The sequence below is a fragment of the Capnocytophaga haemolytica genome, from assembly GCF_001553545.1.
GTDB lineage: Bacteria > Bacteroidota > Bacteroidia > Flavobacteriales > Flavobacteriaceae > Capnocytophaga > Capnocytophaga haemolytica.
On sequence record NZ_CP014227.1, the window covers coordinates 2,459,439 to 2,480,983 of the forward strand.

Consider the following 21,545-nt stretch of genomic DNA (forward strand, 5'->3'; position numbering starts at 1 on the left):
TGACGAACAAATGAGGGAGAAAAAATGAAAGTAAGTTAAAGCTAAGATAGAAATAAAAAGAGGGTTATTAGTAGATTTCAACTTTGGCAAATTTTGAAACTTTGGCAAAGTTCGTACATATAAACGGATAAATGACGGTGCGAGCCATACGGCAGATAGACAATGAACAAAGGAAAAGTAGAGACAAGGTGGTGAAAAAGCGAAGAGCAAACGGAGGAAAATGACTGGAAAAATTAATTAGAAAATAATTTTGGGTAAATGAAAATAAATTCCTATCTTTGCCAAATTAAGACATAAATAAGATTAAAGATTATGAAGAAATTACTAGCCTTAATAGCTTTTTTATGGGTAATGACTGCCTGTGAAAAATCAGGGGAAGATACGCCCCAAAATACGCAAACTCAAATACCTTATGATTGGGATTTTTATTTGAAACCTTCTCGGTTATATGCAGTAAAAAATGAAAAAAATGCCGAGTTGAAAAAACTGTATTACCAAGTATATGGTACGCCCTGCGGAGATTGGTATGATGGAATTAACCCAAACAGTAAGGATAGCGACCTCTATCTGAAGAATTTTGTTGAAGGAGCTGAACACGCTCGCAAAACGCCTATTGTGGTGATTTACGGTATCCCCAATCGCGATTGTGGGTCGTTCTCAGGAGGCGGACACCCTAATGCTGCTTCTTACAGAGCGTGGATAGACCGCGTAAGTGCCATTATTGGACAACGCCGTGCAGTAGTAATTATCGAACCCGATGCTATTAACTACTGCGGACATAAAAAGGGCTCGGCTGAATACAAAGAACGCGCTGATTTGCTTACTTATTGTGCAAGAAAGCTAAAAGAGAATAACCCTAATGTAGCGAGCTATATTCACGCTGGGAATTCTGTTTTGGTTACCCAACACCCTGAAGCTGTTGCTAATGCCATTATAGATGGAGGCTTACAATATATGCGTGGTTTCGCACTGAATGTTTCGGGCTTAGGAGGCACTGCTGAAGAACAAGCAGGAGCCGAGAAATTTGTAAATTACTTAGCTTCTAAAGGTTTTGACAAAGTGCGTTACGTGATTGACACAGGGCGCAGTGGTATCAATAGACCTAAACACCAGAATGCAAATGCTCCTTATAACTCTTGCAATAACTTTAATGCAGCTTTAGGCCCACGTAGCACTACCAAAACCACAGGTGCACACGCCGATGCTTATTTGTGGATTAACGGAGGAGGTGGCTCTGACGGTGAATGTAATATGGGAGCCCCAAAAGCGGGAAAGCCTTATCCTGAATATACGAGACACTTGGTGCAAAACGCTATGAGAGTGAAAAGTATAGAGATTTTGGAAGTACCTCAAAACTTAAAATAGTCGTAACACGACAGGCAATTATAAAATAACCTTTATCATTGCAAAGATAAGAATAATACAGATAAATAAGATTAATGATTATGAATAAATTACTATCCTTAGTAGCTTTTTTATGGGTAATGACCGCCTGTGAAAAATCAGGGGAAGAGAGCGACCCCTCTACACAGACTCCAACAACGCAAACCTCTACTACACAAACTCCTACTACTCAGACCCCTACTACACCTCCTATTACACCTCCGGTTACTCCTCCTATTCCACCTAACCCACCACAAGGTAAAAAGCCGGTAGCTTATGACTGGGATTTTTACTTGGAGCCCTCTCGGTTAGACGTAGTAAAAAAAGAAAAAAATGCCGAGTTGAAAAAGCTGTATTACCAAGTGTATGGTACGCCCTGCGGAGGTTGGTATGACGGCGGTGTTAGTCCTGGTAGTGGTGGTAAAGAGAAAAATGACCGTTGGCTTAAAAACTTCGTTGAAGGAGCTGAACGCGCCCGCAAAACGCCTATTGTGGTGCTTTACGGTATTCCCAATCGCGATTGTGGGTCGTTTTCAAAAGGAGGGCACCCTAATGCTGCTTCTTACAAAGAGTGGATAGACCGTGTAAGTGCCATTATTGGACAACGCCGTGCGGTGGTTATTATTGAACCTGATGCCATTAACTACTGCGGTCACCCAAGAGGCTCAGCTAAATACAATGAGCGTGCTGAACTGCTTAATTATGCCGCCGAAAAACTAAATAAGAACAACCCTAATGTAGTGAGCTATATTCACGCTGGGAATTCTGATTTGGTCACAAAACACCCTGAAGCTGTTGCCAATGCCATTATAGATGGAGGTTTAAAATATATGCGTGGTTTCGCACTGAATGTTTCGGGCTTAGGAGGCACTGCTGAAGAACAAGCAGGAGCAGAAAGATTTGTAACTTACTTAGCTTCTAAAGGTTTTAAAGATGTACATTACGTGATTGACACAGGGCGCAGTGGTATTAATAGACCTAAACACCAAAATGCAAATGCTCCTTATAACTCTTGCAATAACTTTAATGCAGCTTTAGGTCCACGTAGCACTACCAAAACCACAGGTGCACACGCCGATGCTTATTTGTGGATTAACGGAGGAGGTGGCTCTGACGGTGAATGTAATATGGGAGCCCCCGCAGCGGGACTTCCTTATCCTGAATATACAAGACACTTGGTGCAAAACGCTATGAGAGTAAAAAGTATAGAGATTTTGGAAGTACCTCAAAACTTAAAATAGTCGTAGCACGGCAAGCAATTAGAAACTTTGGCAAAGTGTGTGAAGAGTCGTATCACGACAGAAGAGACATTTTATTTACATTGCCATTGGAAGTCCTCGACTTTAGATTGCATTTCGGGACGGTACTCATAGTGCCACCACTCTGAGAAAATAGATTTAAAGTTATATTTATTGAGTACATCCTTCAACAACTTGCGATTCTCAAGTACCTTTTTAGGGAGGGTCGTGCAAGTGTGATGTGCTTTTTTACCAAAGAAATCAAAAGGAGTACCCATATCTAATTCCTTGCCTTGTGCATCTACAAGGGTAAGATCGACAGCAGCCCCGCGATTGTGTTTAGAGCCTTTCGCGGGGTTTGCTACGTAGTGGGTACCTGGAAGTATCTTCCACATCTTTTTCTGTACCGAAAGCGGTCGGTAGCAGTCGAACAATTTAATGCGGTATCCCAACGATTTAAACTCTTCATTAGCTTTGACCAAAGCCTTTGCAGTACTCTTGCGGAGATAACACTCACCACAATCATATACTGCTTGTTTGAGGAAATTATCGGGGGTGGCGTATTTCATATCGAATACAAAGTCATTAGAAAGACTTCTGAGAAGCACAAAATCATTCTGCTGCGCTAAAAGTGAGGACACTGATAATAATATAAAAAGTTGTAAGAGGTATTTCATAAGAGTGATTTTCGGCAAAAGTACAAAAAAACTTAAAAAAGCTTGCTATATGTAACAAATTTACTACTTTTGTGCTATGATTCAGAAAACAGTACAAATACTCAACAAACGGGCAAAATTTGAATATGAAATCCTCGACAAATACACGGCGGGGATTGTGCTCGTGGGTACCGAGATAAAGTCTATACGAATGGGAAAAGCCTCGATAGCTGAGAGTTTTTGCGAGTTTAACGATAAAGGAGAGCTTTTCGTAATTAACTCTACCATTGAAGCATATGACTTTGGCACCTATTACAACCACCGCCCCAAAAGCGAACGCAAACTGCTTTTGCAGAAAAAAGAACTTCGCAAACTCAATAAAGAAGTGAAAAATAGCGGGCTTACTATTGTACCTCTCAAACTCTTTATTAACGAAAAAGGTTTGGCTAAAATGGATATAGCCTTAGTACGCGGTAAGAAATTGTACGATAAACGCGAAACTATTAAAGACCGTGATAACAAGAGAAACTTGGATAGGCTAATGAAGAAATAATGGTTAATGATTAATGGTTAATGATTAGTGGTTAATGGTTAATGATTAGTGATTAAAATTGGTCTTTATTCATTGCTAATTGGTCTTTATTTAGTACTTTTGTGGCGTCTTTAACATCATAAAAATGATTTTACAATGAGAAAAATCTTCTTTTTTGCCTTTGTGGCTATTGCTTTGGTGAGTTGTCGTAAGAACGATGACAACGGTAACGAGATAAACGTATCGCCTAATGACTACACTCTCAGTGCTGATGGTCTTACCTTAATAAAATGGACTAATAGTAGTACTATTTCTATTGATATGCAAGGGGATAGCAATTTGCGGAAAGTAAACACTATTGCCGAAAATGCTTTTAAAGACCTTAAAAGTTTAAGAGCGATTACTTTTTCGGACAATTTAAAAGAAATAGGTTCTGATGCCTTTTCAGGAACAAACCTCAGTGATGGCGTAAACTTCAACTCTTATTCAGACGTTGTTTTTGGCGAGAGGGTTTTTTATCGTTCGAATATTAGAAAAGTGGTACTCCCCAATACTAAAGCGTTATCTAACCGGATTTTTGCTGAATGTAGAAACTTAAAAGAAGTTACTTTTAAAAGGACGGGTATTATAGGCGATGGGGCTTTTTCGTCTTGTGGAACTCTTGAATTAGTAGATTTAACAGATGCGGGAGTTACTCATATAGGGAAAGAGGCTTTTGCTAACTGTAAACTTTTAAAAAAGGCAATCCTTTCGGTAACTATGAACTTAAAGACGATAGGAGATAAATCGTTTGCGAACTGTACTTCGTTAGAGAATGTTACTATTCTTGCGCTTTACCCGCCGTATTTAGAGGGAGAGCCTTTTTCTGGAATAGCTAAAACTAAGTTTCCTACTTTTTATATCCCCAGAAAACCTAAGGATTTATTGGATATATACAAAGGAGATAACAATTGGAAAAATTTAGTTGATAAGATTCAGTTGATACCAAAATAATTAGGTGCGAGCCACACAGACGGGGGAGAAATGAGAGAATGAGAAAATTAGAAAATGAGGAAATTAACAGATTAGTAAATGGAGTAAATGTCAATAATACCAGAAATGTTAATAATACCTACCGATAATCAACTTTGGCAAAGTTTAAAACTTTGCCAAAGTTTGAGATGAAAAAGTGATATGCTGGGACTGTTAGGAGCTTTCGAAAGATGTCGGAAAAGAACGGAAGAGAGCTGAGAGAGATTTTGGTGAAAAAAGGGTATAAGGAGGGTGGTCTTAGCTTATAGAGAGCTTATAGGAAGCTTATACGAATCTTGGACGATTGGTATAGAAAGGGTGTATAAATAGTTGATTCATACTATAATACAACACCATTAAAAATGGTAAAAACGGAGTTTCGAGGCGAAAGAAAGAGAATCCTCACCCCGTCCCTCTCCCAAGGAGAGGGGGAATGTAGTGACGGAAAGGAGAAGGGGTAATTAGAGAATTAGCAAATTAGAAAATTAGCAAGGGAGAGCACGAGCTAAAAGCTCGCGCCAGCGGAGGGGAAGAAATGACGAATGACAAGAAACGAATGACGGAGTTAATGTGAGGTTATAGCGCGACGAGCAGATGAGAAATTAGTGGATTAGTAAATTTGAAAAAAGAGAAAATTAGTAGCTTACAAAAATTGATAAATACTATAAAAAATAATTATACAATGAGAAAAGTTTTATTATTAGCTTTGGCGATGGTTGCTTTGGTGAGTTGTCGGAAGAGTGATGATGACAGCAATCGTAACTCTACCGCTGATTATGAGCTCAGCGCTGATGGGCGTACGCTTATCAAATGGAAAAATGCAAATACTACAGTGCTTGATATGCAAGCTGATGAGAAGCTCAGAAATGTGAACACTATCGGGAAAGGGGCTTTTAAAGAACATCAGAACCTCCAATCGATTACATTCCCGAATAACTTGAAGGAGATAGAAGAGAGTGCTTTTGAAGATGCAAACCTCAGCGGTGAGGTTGTCTTTAACACGAAAGCTACCGTTGATTTTGGCGAAAAGTGCTTCTACCACACTCATCTGAAAAAGATAACATTCCCCGATATGAGTGTGTTAGGTATCAATTCTTTTTCAGTTTGTAGGGATTTAAAAGAGGTTACTTTTAACAAAATAAAGAAATTAGGTGATTTTGCGCTGAGAGATTGCAATGCTGCCTCGCTTACCTTCGAGGGGACGGGGCTTACTGAAATAGGGCACGGGGCTTTTGTGGGGATGTGGAAGCTAAAAGAGCTTACTTTACCGAAGACGCTTAATAGAATAGAATCAGATGCTTTTTGGCAATGCATAGTGCTGAAAAAGATTACTATTAAAGCGGTAAATCCACCTGCCTTGCATATAAATAGTATTTTTGGCACTAACGATAAAAGTGTGATACCTACTATTTATGTGCCTAAGGGTTCGGTAGAACAATACAAAAAAGCGACAGGCTGGAAAGATTTTGCAGAGAAGATTCAGGCAATTAATTAAATTAAAGAATGAGAAAATTAGGAAATTTGAAAATGAGAAAAGTTTTATTATTAGCTTTGACGATGGTTGCTTTGGTGAGCTGTCGGAAGAGTGATGATGACAACAACGGTAACTCTACCGCTGATTATGAGCTCAGCGCTGATGGGCGTACACTCATAAAATGGAAGAATGCGAATACTACAGTGCTTGATATGCAAGCTGATGAGAAGCTCAGAAATGTGAACACTATCGGGAAAGAGGCTTTTAAAGAACATCAGAACTTACAGTCGATTACTTTTCCGAATAACTTGAAGGAGATAGAAGAGAGCGCTTTTGAAGAAGCTAGCCTTAGTGGTACTGTTACTTTCAATACCAATGCTACAGTAGTTTTTGGCGATAAAGCTTTCTTCAAAACAAAAATTAGAAAACTCTCCCTTCCTAATGTAAAAAGACTGCCCTATAGCGTATTGTCAATGTCTTATAATCTCGAAGAATTACACTTCAATAAAGTAGAAATATTAGGATTTGGCGCTATTGGGTGGAATTATCTAAAAGAAATTAACTTAGAAAATACTGGACTCACTGATATAGAAACTGTAGGAATTTCGGGGTGTACGGAGATGAAGAGTGTTGTCTTGCCTGCAACACTGAAGACTATAGGGTATGATGCTTTTTGGTATTGCCAACAGCTTAAAACAGTAACGATTAATGCTGTAAACCCTCCTGCCTTAGTAAATAACCCGTTTAGGACTACTCGTATAGAAAAGATATACGTACCTAAAGGCTCGGTAGAGCAATACAAAAGAGCTACTTTCTGGAGTGCTTTTTCTGATAAGATATATCCGAAAGCACAATAAATAATAATTGAGGGGGGTATATCATATATAAAGATTAAGATTATATTGATGTATTTGACTTAGATATTTATTAGGTATTTTTAAATTCTGTAATTTTTATCCAAAACTATATGAAACGCTTTTTGACTGTTATTGCTTTTTTAAGTATCACTTCGATAGGTTTTTCACAAGTGGCTATAGGAGTACGCTTTTCCTATCCTTTTACTATGGTACAAAGTATGCGTCCTGTTACCCCAAATGTACCATCTTCATCTGTAAGCTTTGGTAAATTTAGAAATTACTTAAATGCGGGAGGTTTTATTAGGATTCCTCTACAAGAAAGATTAACATTCCAAATTGAAGGAATGTTTAGTATTGCCGAAGTAGATTTTGACGGTAAATATCAAGGTAGTTCTTTTCATTCGGGCTACCGTTTTGTGCATTTTGATATGCCTTTTTTGTTACAATATGAAGGCAAGCGACCTATTAGAGGTTTTGTACAAACAGGTTTTTCACCTAAATTTTATTTGATGCGCGAGGTTAGTTTGGATAGCTCTTATGATATTTCGTTTGCTGATACCCGTCGTTTTAAGAAGAGCTTGCTGATGTGGCATATAGGGGCAGGCATTCTCTTTGAGCGTAAGCATTGGATTTTCACTCTTGATCATCGGTTTTCTATGAGCGTGTTTAACGTGTCGGAGCATAACAACAAGGAGTTTTTAGACCTCAGTAAAGCGAAGTTTTACTTTTTTAGTACTTCCTCAGGTATAGCGTATAAGTTTTAAATTTGTACATCACTTTCCACTGGTTATTTTTTCATTTGTAATTGTGAATTGAAAACTATTTCATATATTTGTCCCTAATAATACAATTGACTTATTTTGCTAATTGACTAATTGATAAATTAATTATGAACTTTACCACAGCACGTGAGCACCTCAAGAGTGTGCTCCTCCCTACACACCTTATTTATAGTCCGCTCTTCTCAGAAGAATCTGGCAACAAAATCTACATCAAGCCCGAAAACCTTCAAAAGACAGGAGCTTTTAAGATTCGTGGCGCTTATAACAAAATCCTTAAACTCACTGAGGAAGAGAAAAAAAGAGGAGTTATTGCTTCTTCAGCAGGAAACCACGCACAAGGCGTTGCCTACGCAGCACGTGAATTGGGCATCAAAGCCGTGATTGTAATGCCTAAAACTACACCTCTTATCAAAGTGCAATCTACTAAAAAGTACGGTGCTGAAGTAGTGCTCTACGGCGATGTATACGACGATGCTTACCAAAAAGCGAAAGAGCTGGAAGAGAAAGAAGGCTACGTGTTTGTACACCCTTTCAACGACCCTGATGTGGTGGAAGGACAAGGTACTATTGCCTTAGAGATATTGGAAGAACTGCCTAACACCGATGTGATAGTCGTGCCTATAGGCGGTGGCGGACTTATTTCGGGGATTGCTTGCGCTGCTAAACAGATTAAACCCGATATTAAGATTGTAGGTGTAGAACCCTCAGGAGCTGCTTCGGCAACTGAAGCACTGAAAAAGAATAAGCTTGTTACCCTACCCGAAGCCAATACCATTGCTGATGGAACTGCTGTAAAGCGCATAGGAGAGCTTAATTTTGAGTATATCAAGAAGTATGTAGACGAGGTGGTGACCGTAGATGACTATGAACTTACGGAAGTTTTCTTGCTATTGGCAGAAAAGCACAAGCTTATCGCTGAGAACTCAGGCGTATTACCTTTGGCAGCACTCAAAAAACTCACCGACCGCGGTAAGAACGTTGTGCCTGTAGTAAGTGGGGGCAATATAGATGTGCTAATGATATCTTCGATGATAGGCAAGGGATTGGTGAGCAGAGACCGTATTTTCAACTTCTCGGTAAGCATTCCTGACCGCCCTGGTGAACTCGCTAAGATTACTCAAATTATTGCAGAAGTGGGAGCTAATGTAGTTAAACTCGCCCACAACCAGTTTAAGAACCTCTCACGTTTCCGCGATAAAGAAGTGCTTATTACGGTAGAGACCAACGGTACCGACCATATCCAGCAGTTGGTAAGAGCTTTTAAAGATAAAGGGTACGAAATTACTGCTAAGTAGTTGTTAGTAGAACAAACGCTTTTAGATTACTAAAAAAGACTTTGCCAAAGGGTCATAGCACGACAGGCTATTAACCCCTTGGCAAAGTCTTTTTATTTTCTGTTAAGCTATATACGGACTTATTGACTTCAGACTTTTCTCAAAGAGAATTCTGCTTTATATTCTTTGCCGTTTTCTTCTATGAGTACATAGCCTTTGGGCAGGTCTTTTAATAAATAGTCGTATTCACTATCAGATAGTCTACGTGTACTTACTGCTGCTGGATATCTAGTCATATTTTCTATTTTCAGATTAGGAAATACAATAGCTTTTATAGTAGCATTACCTATTTCTTCATTAAAGAAAATATTAATTTGTTTAGCGTAGGAAGAGGCGTCTTTGTCTATAAGCTCAGCAGTACCTTTAACTTTCAAGCGCGGAGGAGTTTCAGGAACAACTTTTTGAATAGTAATCTCTTGACCAAAAACCTCTGATTTCTTTTTTATTTGTGAAGAGAAGACTACTTTATAAGTACCTGAAGGCACATCGTCTTCTATTTTAAAGGTAGCCTCAGTAGGTGTTTTATGATTAGCAAAAAGCGTTGCTTTTTCTTCTCCATTTTGCATCAATAGTAAGGTGCAAAATCTGTAATCATTATTATCATCCATACTGCTATAGGCAAAGTTTTCTCCTATTACTATTAATTCATCTTTTGTTTTTAGGAAAGTCTTCGAAAGTGATTTGATTACTGGGGCATAGGTAGGCACTATGTTTATCGCTTGTCCGTCGCTGTTTACAAAAGGAAGCACTTGCTCTTTAGCACCCCCTTTTACTACAAACTTAAAGTCATTACCTCCGCTGAAAGCTCCAGTAGGAGTATTGAACATCTTAAATTCGAGGTTGTAACCTGAGATATCTTTTACAGTAAGCGGGTAATCTTGTCCGTTTCTGCGCAAGTAATAAGTGTATTTCTTTAAAGCTTCGGCGTTAGCATATATCAGTGTTTTAAAAGTTTGCACATCGGTGGTTGCTAAAGAGGTAACAGACTTTCCACTCATAGGAAAATTATCTAAAACCTGCATTACTATTTCACTACTATCTAAGGTAAAAACACCACTTTCCACTTCTTCTTTGTCGAAGGTTGCTTTAAAGCGGTATTGACCGTTTTTATAAGTCGCAGGCAAGACCACATATACACGTCTTTCTTTTTTGTCAATCTTTTGTACTTTGAGATCGTAAGAGAGAGCGCTTCTGTATTTAAGGAGCTTTACTTTTATTTGCTCTTTTTTGACGGGTAGTGTGTTTACCTCGAAGAAAATCACCTCACCTCCTGCTTTGTTTACCGTATATTCATTAGGAACGTACCCAATTTCTATTGGGACTTTCGGTTGTTCGGTCTTTTCGGTGGTAACCAGCACTTTGTAGGTTTTAGTACTTTTGTTTTCGGCGGTTACAGTGTAGGTTACTTCCTTAGAGAAGTTTTGTGCTATCCCTGTATTGGGGCTTACGGTAGCGCCCTTAGAAACCGTGATGGTAGGAGTAAGGGAGGCGACATCGGTGTCTTCAGGTAATTGGGCGGTGATAGCGGTATTGCTGATAGTACCACTATAAGTGTTACCCTCTACGGTAAAGACAAACGAAAGAATGTCTTTTTCAGCGCTCAGTGGGAGCGTTTCATCATTGTCTTTCTTGCACGCAAAAGCGATGAGCAAGATGCATAAAACGTACAATTTTTTCATTGTAGATAAATTTTTTTGAATTGCTTGCTATTAGAGAGTGCAAAGATAAGACGTAATTAGCAAATGAGCAAATAAGGGAATGAGAAAATGAGGTACTACATCTCTCCTCGTTTCATCTTTTCGAGATTAGCTTTTACCTCCTGGCGTTGGGATTCAAATTCATCATTAGTTTTTGAAAGGAGTTTTACGGCTTTTTCTTCGAGCTTAATAGCTTCTTGTTTTTCACCCCGTGTGTACAAGAGGTGAGCAAGGGTATCTAAGTAATAAGGATTTTCAGGTTCTAACTGTACTGCTGAGCTTGCCCACTGATAGGGTTCTGCTAATTTAGCGGGCTCGTGCTTATGTTCTTCGTACACTTTCCAAGCGATGTTATTAGCGCGGTTAGCAAAGCGCATTTTGTAATACTTCCAACTGTTTTCTTCATCGTTTTCGGAAAAAGCCTTATCGAGTGCTGCAATGAGGTTACTATCTCTCTTCAATAGGCTTTTATAGTATTCGCCGAAATAAGCACTGGCTTCTTCTATGTTGTTTTCATAGAGAAAATCGATGTAATCATCAGCGGTAAGTACGTTCTTTTTGATACCTTCGATATAAACGGCTTTTACAGGTTCAAAAAGAGTTTTGTCGTTGAATACAAGGCGGTCGAGAAGAGTACTGAAATGTCCATAGTTTGCTTCTATTACGCCTTTCTCCAAGCGTTGTTGATAGTCTGTATAGTCATCGTTTTTAGGAATGAGTTTTTCGTTATGAGCTTTTATTTCCTCGCTGAACTTCACCAAATAAGCGATAGCATTTACATCAGCAGGGGAAGCAGGTTTTTCGGCATTGAAAATTCGGTAATAATAATCGCTATCATTGCTATTAAGAGCAAGCAAGAAAGCATATGCGGAATCGAGTTTGCTATCGTTTTTATGAGCGTTTACGATGCGCTGCCATTGGGTAGTTACTTGCTCGGGGGTAAGTTGCATTTGGTAGATGCCTTTTGGGTTTTTGAAATCGGAGAAGTAATCTTCTTGCTCTTGCGCTATATAGTCGAAGGCTTCTTCCTCATTAGCATCGCCTGTTTTTTGCACGGGACGATTTTTAGCTAACAAATACACACGCTGGCTGTCCTTTTTGAGGAAAGTGGTAAAAATAGCTTGTAGGTCTTTTACAGAGAGTTTAGGGTTACCCAAAGCTTTGTCGAGCGCACGAGCCATTGCTATTGTACCGAACTGCTGTCCGTAAGAATCACTTGTTACTATTTCGTCATTGGCAACCTCTTCGATAGTAGAGGGCTGATTGTAGAGCAGATCACCGGCTACGTCAAGCACAGCCATTTGGTTACCTGTAGGTACGCCTTTGGCTTTGAGGGTTTTCATATCTTTGGTAGTAGCCAAATAGAGTTCATACGGATAGCTTTTATATTGTTCGTTATCATTAAATTGATAGCCATTGCTCCCGCCTTCTTCTTTATATTTGGCAAAAAGGGTAGCGAATTGTTGTTGAGCCTCTTTGTTATCGGGTTGTTGGAAGACTATTACCAAACGGCTATATTTATCGGCTGAAGCGAGGGCAGCTTTCAAGTTCTTGGGTAGTGATATATCTGCTTGGCTTTTCTGCTTAGCTTTTTTTTCAGGATTATATTCGGGGATATCCTGTTCTTCCTCAAAAGCGATGAGATATTTCCAATTCTTTACATTTTCCTTATTGCTACGGGCTACTTTTGCTGGATTAGGAGTGCTTGCCTTGTTACTGAACAGAATTGCGTTATCGGAATCACCTTCGGTAAGAGAAATCGTTCCTTTATCGGGGTTGTAAGTGCCTTTTAAATTAAGCATATTATTGGTTCCTAAAAATTCTACTTCCACGGCATTGGTTGTCTTTCCGATAGGATATTTCTCAATAATTACTTCTTTGGATTTATTGTTGAAAGCTACTGAATGGGCATTCACTAAGTAAAGGTTTTCAGTACGTGGCACTTCAAAACTTTCTAATACATAGTAACCAACTCCATTGCTGTCTTTTGTTTTTTCTACATTTTCCAATGAAGTGATTTTGTTATGTACACACACATATTCCACTTCTCCTTTGTTATTTTCGTAGCCTACATATAAGAAATGTGGGTCGCCAAAGAGCCCTGTTCCTATTTTAAAGGTAATTTGCAACTGAGAGCTATTGCTCTGTTTCTTCTCAACCAAAAAAGACGACGCATCGGAAGAGAACTCTATTTTTTTATCCTTTAAGGTATAGTTGCCCGAAGCGCCTACCAATTCGTAAGTGTTGTTATTACCAATCCTAAGCTCCAAAGCATTGCCAAGAGAGCTAGCATTGTAAGAGCCAGCAGGAATAGGATTTTGGGCTATGAGAGATAGCGGAAATAGTGCTAATAGGGGAAGTGCTTTCATTTGAGTAAAAAATTAAGAGTTAAAAAGCTGAGACTTGTGTAGCAAAAAGTGAGCCAGATCATTCTGTATACTTTTTGATAAGGCGAATCATTAAGTCGCTGAGTTTTTCGACTTGATACTCCCCTACACTGGGTTCCAAATGGGCGTTACCTATACCGCTGTCGTCGGTGATAAAGACATAGGTACCATTGGTATATATTGCCATAAAACGCATTAAGAACTCGGTGGGCTTATCGATACCACTGGCTACGATAGGAATGAGTTTGATACCTTTCTCGGCAGCGGTTTTTACTGATGCTTGTACGCTTTTGAGTACCTTATCTTCGTGATGTGGAGGGGCATCGAGTACTAAAAAGGCAATACGTGTGCGTGCCTCGCCGTCCCATTGGAGTTTGTTGAGCTGGTTGAGGGCTGAGTGTACTGCTTCGGGGAAGTCGCCACCACCATCAGCTTTTTGGCTATTAATAAACTGAATGGTTTTATTGATATCCTTAGTGAAATCGGAATGTTTGACTACATACTCATCGCCTTCGTCGCGATAAAAGACCGTAGCGGTGCTTATTTTGAGGTTTTTATTTCCTTCTTCTACCTTGCTAATTACGTTCTTTAAGTCCATTTTTAGAAACTCTAACTCATCGCTCATTGAGCCCGTAGCATCTACCATAAAGGCAATTTGTACTTCGTTTGATGCTTTTTTTACCTCATTTTTAAGCGCAATACGGTTGAGTGTGTTTTCGCTAATTGCTTTTTCTGTGCTCACCCATTGGTCGTTTACTTTTAGGCGCAAATGCTCGGTGTTAAGCTCTTTTTCTTTTTGGAAGGCACTCACCCATAGTTCAGCTTTACCCGTGTTATCGGTTTTAGCTGTCCATAGCAGGGTATTGTTGCGATAAAGCGCAACGGTAACATTCACAGCAGGCTTACCATTAGCGGTTACAAGTACCGCTATACGGTGATTGGTGTACATTTGCCAATGTTCGGGGAAAGAAGCAAATTCATTTTTATTGAGCGTTTTTTGGTAGAAATCCCAACTATTGAGGTCATTCCACTCGCCGGCAGTTACCAAGCCGGACTGAGGTTGGGGGTCGCTTTCGGGGCGACGTTTAGGGTGCTTAGGTTCAGTGTGTTTTGCTGGTTTGCTGGTTGCTACATCTTTTTCTACCGACATTTTAGCCGACATCGTACTTTCGTCACTTCTGCTAACATCGCCTGCTATTTTAAAGGGTTTTCTCTTAGTGCTCTTTTCGCCGTAGCCAACTACGGCTATCTCGGCTAATTCGCCACTACTTTCTTCTCGGTTTTCTTCTCGGTATTCGGTGACAGAGCTTTCATATGGGTATTCGGTGGTACTGCTTCCACGATCAACGCGTTTATAAGCGTTTCGGTTGCCACAAGCTCCTATGAGTAGGGCGAGGCATAACAATAAAAAATAAGATATGTTTTTCATTTTGGAATATAGTTTTTGTGTTTCTAAGAGAACGTATACGAAAATAATGCCAAATTAGTGCAATGATGCCGGAAATGTCGATAAAAAAGATTATTAGGGGGAATGTAGGGGCAAAAAGACGAATGAAAAATAGTGTTATATGGAATAGCCGTTAAAATTGTCTTTTCGTTGTTTAAGTATAAAAACATTTTTGTACTTTTGTGACGTTATTGAATTTTAAAATGTCTATGCAATGAAGAAAGTTTTATTATTGGCTTTGGCGGTGGTTGCTTTGGTGGGCTGTCGGAAGAGTGATGATGACAGCAACGGTAACTCTACCGCTGATTATGAGCTTAGTGCCGATGGGCGTACACTCATAAAATGGAAAAATGCGAATACTACGGTGCTTGATATGCAAGCTGATGAAAAACTCAGAAATGTGAACACTATCGGGAAAGGGGCTTTTAAAGAACATCAGAACTTACAGTCGATTACATTTCCGAATAACTTGAAGGAGATAGAAGAGAGTGCTTTTGAGGAGGCAAACCTCAACGGTGAGGTTGTCTTTAACACGAAAGCTACCGTTGATTTTGGCGAAAGGGTTTTTTATCACACGCATCTGAAAAAAATAAAGCTCCCCAATATGAGCGTGTTAAGTAACAACGCTTTTTCAGCTTGTAGTGATTTGGAAGAGGTTACTTTTAACAAAGTAGGGAAATTAGGTGATTATGCTTTCTTGTGTGACATCAATATTACTACGCTTAACTTGGAGGGAACAGGGCTTACTGAAATAGGATATGGCGTTTTTGAGGTAATGTGGAAACTAAAAGAGGTTACATTACCCGAGACGCTTGCCAAAATACAGTCGAATGTTTTTTGGGATTGCAAAGTGCTGAAAAAGATTACTATTAAAGCGGTAAATCCGCCTACTTTACATATTAATAGTATTTTTGGTACGAAAGATAAAAGTGTGATACCTACCATTTATGTGCCTAAGGGTTCGGTAGAACAATACAAAAAAGCGGCAGGCTGGAAAGATTTTGCGGAGAAGATTCAGGCAATTAATTAAATTAAAGAATTAGGAAATTTGGAAATGAGAAAATGGAGTAAATGCCAATAATACCAGAAATGCCAATAATACCAGCAAGGGAAATGGACGGGTCGGACAGGTCAGAGGAGAGGTTGAGGGATTCGGAAGGAAACGGAAAAGAACGGAAGAGAGCTGAGAGAAGTTTTGATGAAAAAAGGGTGTAAGATGGGTGGGGTTAGCTTATAGAGAGCTTATAGGAAGCTTATACGAATCTTGGACGATTGGTATAGAAAGGGTGTGTAAAAAATTGATTAATAGTATAATACAACAAGGCTAAAAATATTAAAAACGGGGTTTCGAGGCGAAAGAAAAGGGAATTCTCACCCCGTTCACATACTCTCCTATTCGGAGACTTCTCCCAAGGAGAGGGGGAGTGTAGTGACGGAAAAGGGAAGAGAAATTAGAGAATTAGCAAATTTGGAAATGAGAAAATGGGGAAGTGTGAGGTCTTAGGGCATAGGCACTAGGGGATAACATCCCCCCTATTCACATACCCCGCTCTCGCGGTGCACATACCCAGCTGTCGCTTTCTACCTCCAAAGGGGGAGTGTAGTGACGGAAAAAGGGAAGAAATGACGAGTAGCAAAAGACAAATGATGAGGGTAATGTGGTGAAAAACTTCTCTTGGAAAATTGTTATAAAAAAGGTATGAAGCATTGGTTTTAAATGAGATTTTTTTGTGTATTCGCGATTGATTTTCTACTTTTGCGCCTTATTAAATATATGCTTAAAAACGATGAAACGATTACTTTATATGTTATTGGCGCTATTGTCTTCGGCTTCTGCCTATTCACAAATGCTTTTTTCGGAAAATCTTACTATGACGATAGACAGCACCAAAACTCTGCAAGGGAGCCTAATGCCTATCTTGGATTTTAAAACCGAAAAAGAAGATGTCTTCACTTTTAAAAATACGGCTAATCTCAACTTGCTTATCAATTGCAATAGGGTTATTAATGTAATTAACAAGTTTGAGTTATCTACTTATGGTAGTCAAATAATATTAAGTGGAGGGTATGTGCATATGGAGTACCGCTATCTGTTAGACCACGCTTTTGAGGTGTATCCTTATGCTGAGTCGCAATGGGCAGAGAGCAGGGGAATGAACCACAAGATTTCTACCGGCTTACAATCGCGTTATCGGTTGCTGAATACTCAATCCTCGCTGATGTTTGCTGCGGTGGGCTTCTTCTTTGAATACGAAAAATGGGAATATCCTGCTCCCGATAACGTTGAGGCTACTTATGCTTACAGTCGCAGTATCAAAAGTCATTTGTCGCTCAGTTATAAACTTCGAATAGGTGAAAAATGGGAGCTTACCACTACTGCCATTCATCAAACTAGACCTGATAGTACTTTTAAGGAAGCGCGCTATGGTGGGGCTATCGACCTCAAATACAATATTACGCCTACCATAGGTATACTTGGTACCTACCGACTTATTTACGACTCTGCCCCTATTGTACCTATAAAAAAAGACTATCATTCGCTTGAAGTAGGGCTTAATATTTCTTTCTAATTTCCTCATTTGCTAATTTACTAATTTTCTGATTAACATTATGTATACAATTCCTTATATTGAATCCGAGGAATTTTTCTATTTGGATGTATTCCTAAAATTGCTTTTAGGATTGTTGGCTCTTGCCTTAATCATCAACAAGTCGGGCAAGGGTAATTTGGCACCGAGTTCGGCAATGGATCAGGTGCAAAATTACGTACTTGGGGGTATTATAGGAGGTGTGATTTACAGTCCATCGGTGAGTATCTTTCAGTTTGCTATCGTATTGGCTATTTGGGCTGAGGCTTCAGTAAGGGCATCGTACTCTGCCATTGCATCAATTTTGTTGATAGCGTAAGAGGCGTTAGCACCAAGTGTGTAAGTTAGCCGCCCGATTGAGGAGGTGTAGTTAGCCGCTATTTCAAAGCCTTTGTTGGTTACCTTGCCAATATTTCGGTAAGGCGGCGTTGCCCCGAATACGGATGAGAGGCTATTATCGGGGGTTACAATGCCCTCGTGTTTGTTCAGGAAGGCGTCGAGAGTTACGTTTAAGTGCTTGAAGAACTCAGCATCAATACCGAGATTATACTTATAGCTTTTTTCAGCGAAAATATCTGCATTTGGGATACTACGTAGCCCAATAGCGGTGTGCCAAGTGGGGTCGTCATTACCTGTGGCAAAGCCTCCACCACCGATAGAGGAATAGTATTTTTGGTAGAGGTAGCGCTCACCGTTGTACTGGTCGTTGCCTGTGGTGCCAACAGAGGCACGCAAGCGCAATAGATTGATATTTTTGTTGGTAGCGGGATGCTGCTCATTAAAGATATTCCACGCAAAGGATAGGGCGTGGTAAAAGCCAAAGCGATTCCCTTTTTTGTAGTTATCAGAGCCGCTGATGGCAAAGCCAAGCTCAGCAGCATAGCGATTGCGGAGATTGTAATAGATACGCCCTCCTATGTTTTGGAAGGCATAGTCATTGCTAAGACCTGCCTTGCCATTGAGGTTGGCATCAATATGATAGAGATATTGAAGGTAATCAACAGCAGCGTTGAGGCGACTATCACCAAAATCGTGTGAGTAGCCTAACCCGAGCTTAAACTGTAAACGGTTCCATTGGTTGGTGCCATAATCGTCTTTCACTTCGTAGTTGCTATCGCGGTCGGTGGTTTGGGCTACACCGTCAATAATCCTTGAATAGTTACGACTAACGATGCGTGTGTCTCGCGTCCAAGTGCTGAATGATACTCCTTGCTTGATGTATAAGTCGGGGGTGATGAAGTCGAGCTTTTCCTTCAGGTCGAAGTTAATTATCAGGTTTCTGTCGTGCATTGTCTTTAAGCCTAAGGCACGGATAGAAGCATAGGGATTGTCGGAATAAGTAGCCGTTCCTGGATAAGAGCCATTGGGGTTAATAGGCTCATAGATAAGGTTAGGATAACTCGCTAAGTTGTTCCACAGTTTGGTGGTATCATAGTTAGGGTTGCTTCTATCTTCGATATGGCTACTGATATTGACGCGCCCTTCAAAGAATTTGAGCATACTAAAATCGAGATTAGCCTTGATGATGTACTGGTCATACTTAGCATTAGAGTGCGAGTCGTCGTTGCCTACTCTGTAAAGCCCATCGGAGCGTGAGTGCCCTAAGAGAACGAAGTATTTAGCGAGAGGTGAACCTCCACGTATAGTTACGTCTTTACGGTCTATGAGAGCCGTGCTTTTGAGGACTTTGTCATACCAATTAGTGTTGTGTTTTATATCCTCAGGTATTTTATAATAGCTGTTCCACGCACCGAGATCGTTGCTATACGCCTCGTTATAGAGCTGGGCATAGTCAGTGGCTGAAAGAGGTTTGCTCAACACGGTTGGTTTTTGGAGCCCTGTTTGGAACTCTAAGCTGATAACAGGCTTGCCCTCTACCCCCCTCTTGGTGGTAATCCAGACAATGCCGTGCGCCCCTTTCATACCGAAGGGTGCTAAAGCGGCTGCATCTTTAAGAATAGTTACGGACTCTATTTCAGAGGGTGATAAGTTCATCAAATCAGTTTGGTAGCCATCAATGCAATAAGTCATTGCAGGATAGTTATACGAGCCTAACCCTCGGATGGTAAGGTAGGCATTGCCTGCCCCTGGCTCGCCTGAGCCTTGTAGTGCTGTAAGCCCTGGTAGTAAGCCAAAGAGGCTATTGGTGAAGTTAGATGCTGGCATCTTAGCTAATTGCTCACCAGAGGCTGACGCATAGGAACTGGTAGGCAACGTTTTAGGCACGTTTAGCAGAGGTGCGGGCACATAGGTAGAGTCAGGTATAAAGAGTGTATTGGCATTTTGAGCTGAGGCGTACAAGCCTAAAAGTATACAGCCTATCAACACACCGTATCGTATGTTATTTATATATTTCATTTTGGTATCTTTTAACATTTGTCTTCAAATAAAACACTTCCTTCTGATTAATAGCCAGGGTTTTGAATGATATAGCCTTTATTGATTTCTGCTATGGGGAAAGGGTCGAGGTATTGATTGTTTGCCCAATAGCCTACGTAGACGGTTCTAACGGCATAAGAGAGGTAGTCCCAAGGATTTTCACCGTTATTTCGTCCTGAGGCATACTGAAAAACAACTCCTTTTTTATCTCCCCCGATAACCCCATCACCAAGGTTGTTTAGTTTCCAGTGCTTTACATCAAAGAGGCGATGGTTTTCTTCATAGAATTCAATTGCCCATTCGCGTTGCACAATAGCTCTGAGTTTTTCTTTATTGGTTTCTGTAATTGCAGGTAAGCCAGCTCTGGTATGTATTACATTGAGATATTCAAGGGCTTTTGAGGGGTTACCTAATTCGTTATAAGGCTCAGCGAGATTTAGATAGAACTCTGCCAAACGATAGAGCGGGAACTCAAACCAATCGCGAGTGTCAGCCATATAGTAGAATTTTACACGTCTGCCAGCACCTTCGGTACCCCCACTACCACCATCCCAGTTTGAGGCGTTATAGAGTGCGTGAGTAGACCAGTTATATGAATCGGGATTATTCCAAGCCTGTTGCCCTGCAATGGCTACCGATACTTTATAGCGTGCTTCCATTTCGCCTGCTTTCTGCACAAAATCATTATAAGGCTGCCATTGTTCAGCTGCCCATTGTTGTTCAGTGCCATCGGCTTTGTAATAATGGGTAAGCTGTAAATAGCTCATTGCATTGGCACCTCCTTCTTGGGTATGAGGGTCGTAGTCATTCATCCGTTGTTGCGACTTGAATGCTAAGAGTACTTCTTGGTTATTGGGGGTAGCTACTGCGGTGCCATAATCCTTAAAAGGATTACCCGTATTGATAATTGCATAGCCATTAGCTATTGCCCAATTGAGTACTTCGAGGTTTGCCTCAACAGCTTTTTGCCACAGTGAAGGGTCTTCTGTGCCAAGACAAATCAAGTTGTTATTTGCCCCCAAGCTCATATAAGGCGTAGCGGTGTTAAATAACGGACGTGCGGCAAACATCAGTGCTTCTGCTTTGATACAGAGGGGAATACCTTTGGTAACGCGCCCTTTATTGGTGCTATTATACGTATCAGGCAAATCGGTTAGAGCTGCATCGCAGAGGGTTATGATATGGTCAAGAGTTTGTTTTAGTGTAGCGCGTGGAATAGCTTGAGAGTTCACATCCAAGAGCTTATCTACAATAGGCACCCCTCCATATCTTTTAAACATTTCCTGATATCTATAAGCAATAAGGGTAAGCATTTCGGCTTTTACTGCTTTCTTTTCTGTTGGTGTGAGATCTACCACTTTATCAATATTATCAATGACAAGGTAACATTGACGTATTGTTTGATAATTGAATACAAAACCGTCAGTGCTTAGTGGCTTACCATCACCTTCATTGGCTGTCATCCCTGAACGTTGTATTTTCCAAGCATCTTGCCAGCTAAACTTCAAGGCATTCACTTCTCCTGAGAGATGCGATAAAGTACCTCCTCGAAGTCCATTGGTGCGATTATTATCCCATTGTTTTATAGTAATGCCTGACTGCAAACTCATTGCGTAGGCTTGAGCAATAGCCACCATTGATTTCTGTTTGGTAGTAAAGATAGAATCAACTATTACATCACTTCCCAAACGCTTTTCAAGAAAATAATCCTCATTAGCACAAGAGAAAAACTGTAGACTGCCAACGAGTATTAAAAATATGTATAATAGCCTTTTCATCG

At 40.1% G+C, this 21,545-nt stretch carries 17 protein-coding genes and 1 pseudogene; 12 read left to right on the top strand and 6 right to left on the bottom strand.

All coding sequences use genetic code 11. The features are described 5' to 3' along the window. The first annotated feature begins 312 nt into the window (after positions 1-312). Together AXF12_RS10860 and AXF12_RS10865 are read left to right on the top strand one after the other, a co-directional pair. Complete coding sequence (locus AXF12_RS10860) at positions 313-1,365, top strand: glycoside hydrolase family 6 protein (protein WP_066431108.1); 1,053 nt, start codon at positions 313-315, stop codon at positions 1,363-1,365. 80 nt (positions 1,366-1,445) lie between these two features. Further along, a complete protein-coding gene (locus tag AXF12_RS10865; RefSeq protein WP_066432010.1) occupies positions 1,446-2,624 on the top strand; it encodes a glycoside hydrolase family 6 protein in 1,179 nt (392 codons plus the stop codon). A gap of 71 nt (positions 2,625-2,695) precedes the next feature. Here the strand turns inward: AXF12_RS10865 and AXF12_RS10870 are convergent, their stop codons facing one another. Further along, entirely contained in the window at positions 2,696-3,298 is a 603-nt protein-coding gene (locus AXF12_RS10870; protein ID WP_053580750.1) for a M15 family metallopeptidase, read from the bottom strand. A gap of 76 nt (positions 3,299-3,374) precedes the next feature. Between AXF12_RS10870 and smpB the strand changes: the two genes are divergently transcribed. The 6 genes from smpB (at position 3,375) to ilvA (ending at position 9,228) form a co-directional block, all read left to right on the top strand. Further along, positions 3,375-3,830 carry an SsrA-binding protein SmpB gene (gene smpB / locus AXF12_RS10875; protein ID WP_009410605.1) on the top strand — a complete coding sequence of 152 codons (456 nt, stop codon included), beginning with the start codon at positions 3,375-3,377 and terminating at the stop codon, positions 3,828-3,830. Positions 3,831-3,965: 135 nt separating this feature from the next. Next, entirely contained in the window at positions 3,966-4,802 is an 837-nt protein-coding gene (locus AXF12_RS10880) for a leucine-rich repeat domain-containing protein (protein WP_066431115.1), read from the top strand. A gap of 700 nt (positions 4,803-5,502) precedes the next feature. Beyond that, positions 5,503-6,315 carry a leucine-rich repeat domain-containing protein gene (locus tag AXF12_RS10885; protein ID WP_066432012.1) on the top strand — a complete coding sequence of 271 codons (813 nt, stop codon included), beginning with the start codon at positions 5,503-5,505 and terminating at the stop codon, positions 6,313-6,315. Positions 6,316-6,347: 32 nt separating this feature from the next. Continuing rightward, the gene (locus AXF12_RS10890; RefSeq protein WP_074861033.1) at positions 6,348-7,151 is read left to right on the top strand and encodes a leucine-rich repeat domain-containing protein; all 804 of its coding nucleotides are present in this window, start codon (positions 6,348-6,350) and stop codon (positions 7,149-7,151) included. Positions 7,152-7,261: 110 nt separating this feature from the next. Beyond that, complete coding sequence (locus tag AXF12_RS10895; RefSeq protein WP_066431119.1) at positions 7,262-7,915, top strand: porin family protein; 654 nt, start codon at positions 7,262-7,264, stop codon at positions 7,913-7,915. Positions 7,916-8,040: 125 nt separating this feature from the next. Next, complete coding sequence (gene ilvA / locus AXF12_RS10900) at positions 8,041-9,228, top strand: threonine ammonia-lyase (protein WP_066431121.1); 1,188 nt, start codon at positions 8,041-8,043, stop codon at positions 9,226-9,228. Between the two features lie 128 nt (positions 9,229-9,356). On the opposite strand, the gene AXF12_RS10905 is transcribed toward ilvA, so the two are convergent. The 3 genes from AXF12_RS10905 to AXF12_RS10915 all read right to left on the bottom strand — a co-directional run bounded on the left by AXF12_RS10905 (position 9,357) and on the right by AXF12_RS10915 (position 14,780). Then, positions 9,357-10,946 (bottom strand): DUF5018 domain-containing protein, encoded by a 1,590-nt coding sequence (locus AXF12_RS10905; RefSeq protein ID WP_066431126.1) that lies wholly within the window; start codon positions 10,944-10,946, stop codon positions 9,357-9,359. 95 nt (positions 10,947-11,041) lie between these two features. After that, a complete protein-coding gene (locus AXF12_RS10910; RefSeq protein ID WP_066431129.1) occupies positions 11,042-13,333 on the bottom strand; it encodes a tetratricopeptide repeat protein in 2,292 nt (763 codons plus the stop codon). Between the two features lie 58 nt (positions 13,334-13,391). Beyond that, a complete protein-coding gene (locus AXF12_RS10915) occupies positions 13,392-14,780 on the bottom strand; it encodes a hypothetical protein (protein ID WP_066431131.1) in 1,389 nt (462 codons plus the stop codon). A gap of 232 nt (positions 14,781-15,012) precedes the next feature. Here AXF12_RS10915 and AXF12_RS10920 point away from each other — a divergent pair, with 232 nt between their 5' ends. The 4 genes and pseudogenes from AXF12_RS10920 to AXF12_RS11965 form a co-directional block, all read left to right on the top strand. Beyond that, positions 15,013-15,828 carry a leucine-rich repeat domain-containing protein gene (locus AXF12_RS10920; RefSeq protein WP_066431133.1) on the top strand — a complete coding sequence of 272 codons (816 nt, stop codon included), beginning with the start codon at positions 15,013-15,015 and terminating at the stop codon, positions 15,826-15,828. A 41-nt stretch (positions 15,829-15,869) separates the two neighbouring features. Then, positions 15,870-16,013, top strand: coding sequence for a hypothetical protein (locus AXF12_RS12745; RefSeq protein WP_159429723.1), 144 nt, complete (start codon positions 15,870-15,872; stop codon positions 16,011-16,013). Positions 16,014-16,585: 572 nt separating this feature from the next. Beyond that, positions 16,586-17,368, top strand: coding sequence for a DUF481 domain-containing protein (locus AXF12_RS10925; protein ID WP_066431135.1), 783 nt, complete (start codon positions 16,586-16,588; stop codon positions 17,366-17,368). Positions 17,369-17,408: 40 nt separating this feature from the next. Next, positions 17,409-17,648, top strand: a pseudogene (locus AXF12_RS11965) (DUF421 domain-containing protein); the annotation flags it as partial. On the opposite strand, the gene AXF12_RS10930 reads toward AXF12_RS11965, so the two are convergent. Together AXF12_RS10930 and AXF12_RS10935 are read right to left on the bottom strand one after the other, a co-directional pair. After that, a complete protein-coding gene (locus tag AXF12_RS10930; protein WP_335338861.1) occupies positions 17,618-19,762 on the bottom strand; it encodes a SusC/RagA family TonB-linked outer membrane protein in 2,145 nt (714 codons plus the stop codon). The pseudogene AXF12_RS11965 and the gene AXF12_RS10930 overlap by 31 nt on opposite strands. A gap of 29 nt (positions 19,763-19,791) precedes the next feature. After that, a complete protein-coding gene (locus AXF12_RS10935; protein WP_066431136.1) occupies positions 19,792-21,543 on the bottom strand; it encodes a RagB/SusD family nutrient uptake outer membrane protein in 1,752 nt (583 codons plus the stop codon). Positions 21,544-21,545 lie beyond the last annotated feature (2 nt).

Bases quoted from the DNA above. Each gene is read 5' to 3' on its own strand.
- AXF12_RS10860 (WP_066431108.1), top strand. From the start codon at position 313: ATGAAGAAATTACTAGCCTTAATAGCTTTTTTATGGGTAATGACTGCC.
- AXF12_RS10865 (WP_066432010.1), top strand. From the start codon at position 1,446: ATGAATAAATTACTATCCTTAGTAGCTTTTTTATGGGTAATGACCGCC.
- AXF12_RS10870 (WP_053580750.1), bottom strand. From the start codon at position 3,298: ATGAAATACCTCTTACAACTTTTTATATTATTATCAGTGTCCTCACTT.
- smpB (WP_009410605.1), top strand. From the start codon at position 3,375: ATGATTCAGAAAACAGTACAAATACTCAACAAACGGGCAAAATTTGAA.
- AXF12_RS10880 (WP_066431115.1), top strand. From the start codon at position 3,966: ATGAGAAAAATCTTCTTTTTTGCCTTTGTGGCTATTGCTTTGGTGAGT.
- AXF12_RS10885 (WP_066432012.1), top strand. From the start codon at position 5,503: ATGAGAAAAGTTTTATTATTAGCTTTGGCGATGGTTGCTTTGGTGAGT.
- AXF12_RS10890 (WP_074861033.1), top strand. From the start codon at position 6,348: ATGAGAAAAGTTTTATTATTAGCTTTGACGATGGTTGCTTTGGTGAGC.
- AXF12_RS10895 (WP_066431119.1), top strand. From the start codon at position 7,262: ATGAAACGCTTTTTGACTGTTATTGCTTTTTTAAGTATCACTTCGATA.
- ilvA (WP_066431121.1), top strand. From the start codon at position 8,041: ATGAACTTTACCACAGCACGTGAGCACCTCAAGAGTGTGCTCCTCCCT.
- AXF12_RS10905 (WP_066431126.1), bottom strand. From the start codon at position 10,946: ATGAAAAAATTGTACGTTTTATGCATCTTGCTCATCGCTTTTGCGTGC.
- AXF12_RS10910 (WP_066431129.1), bottom strand. From the start codon at position 13,333: ATGAAAGCACTTCCCCTATTAGCACTATTTCCGCTATCTCTCATAGCC.
- AXF12_RS10915 (WP_066431131.1), bottom strand. From the start codon at position 14,780: ATGAAAAACATATCTTATTTTTTATTGTTATGCCTCGCCCTACTCATA.
- AXF12_RS10920 (WP_066431133.1), top strand. From the start codon at position 15,013: ATGAAGAAAGTTTTATTATTGGCTTTGGCGGTGGTTGCTTTGGTGGGC.
- AXF12_RS12745 (WP_159429723.1), top strand. From the start codon at position 15,870: ATGCCAATAATACCAGAAATGCCAATAATACCAGCAAGGGAAATGGAC.
- AXF12_RS10925 (WP_066431135.1), top strand. From the start codon at position 16,586: ATGAAACGATTACTTTATATGTTATTGGCGCTATTGTCTTCGGCTTCT.
- AXF12_RS10930 (WP_335338861.1), bottom strand. From the start codon at position 19,762: ATGTTAAAAGATACCAAAATGAAATATATAAATAACATACGATACGGT.
- AXF12_RS10935 (WP_066431136.1), bottom strand. From the start codon at position 21,543: ATGAAAAGGCTATTATACATATTTTTAATACTCGTTGGCAGTCTACAG.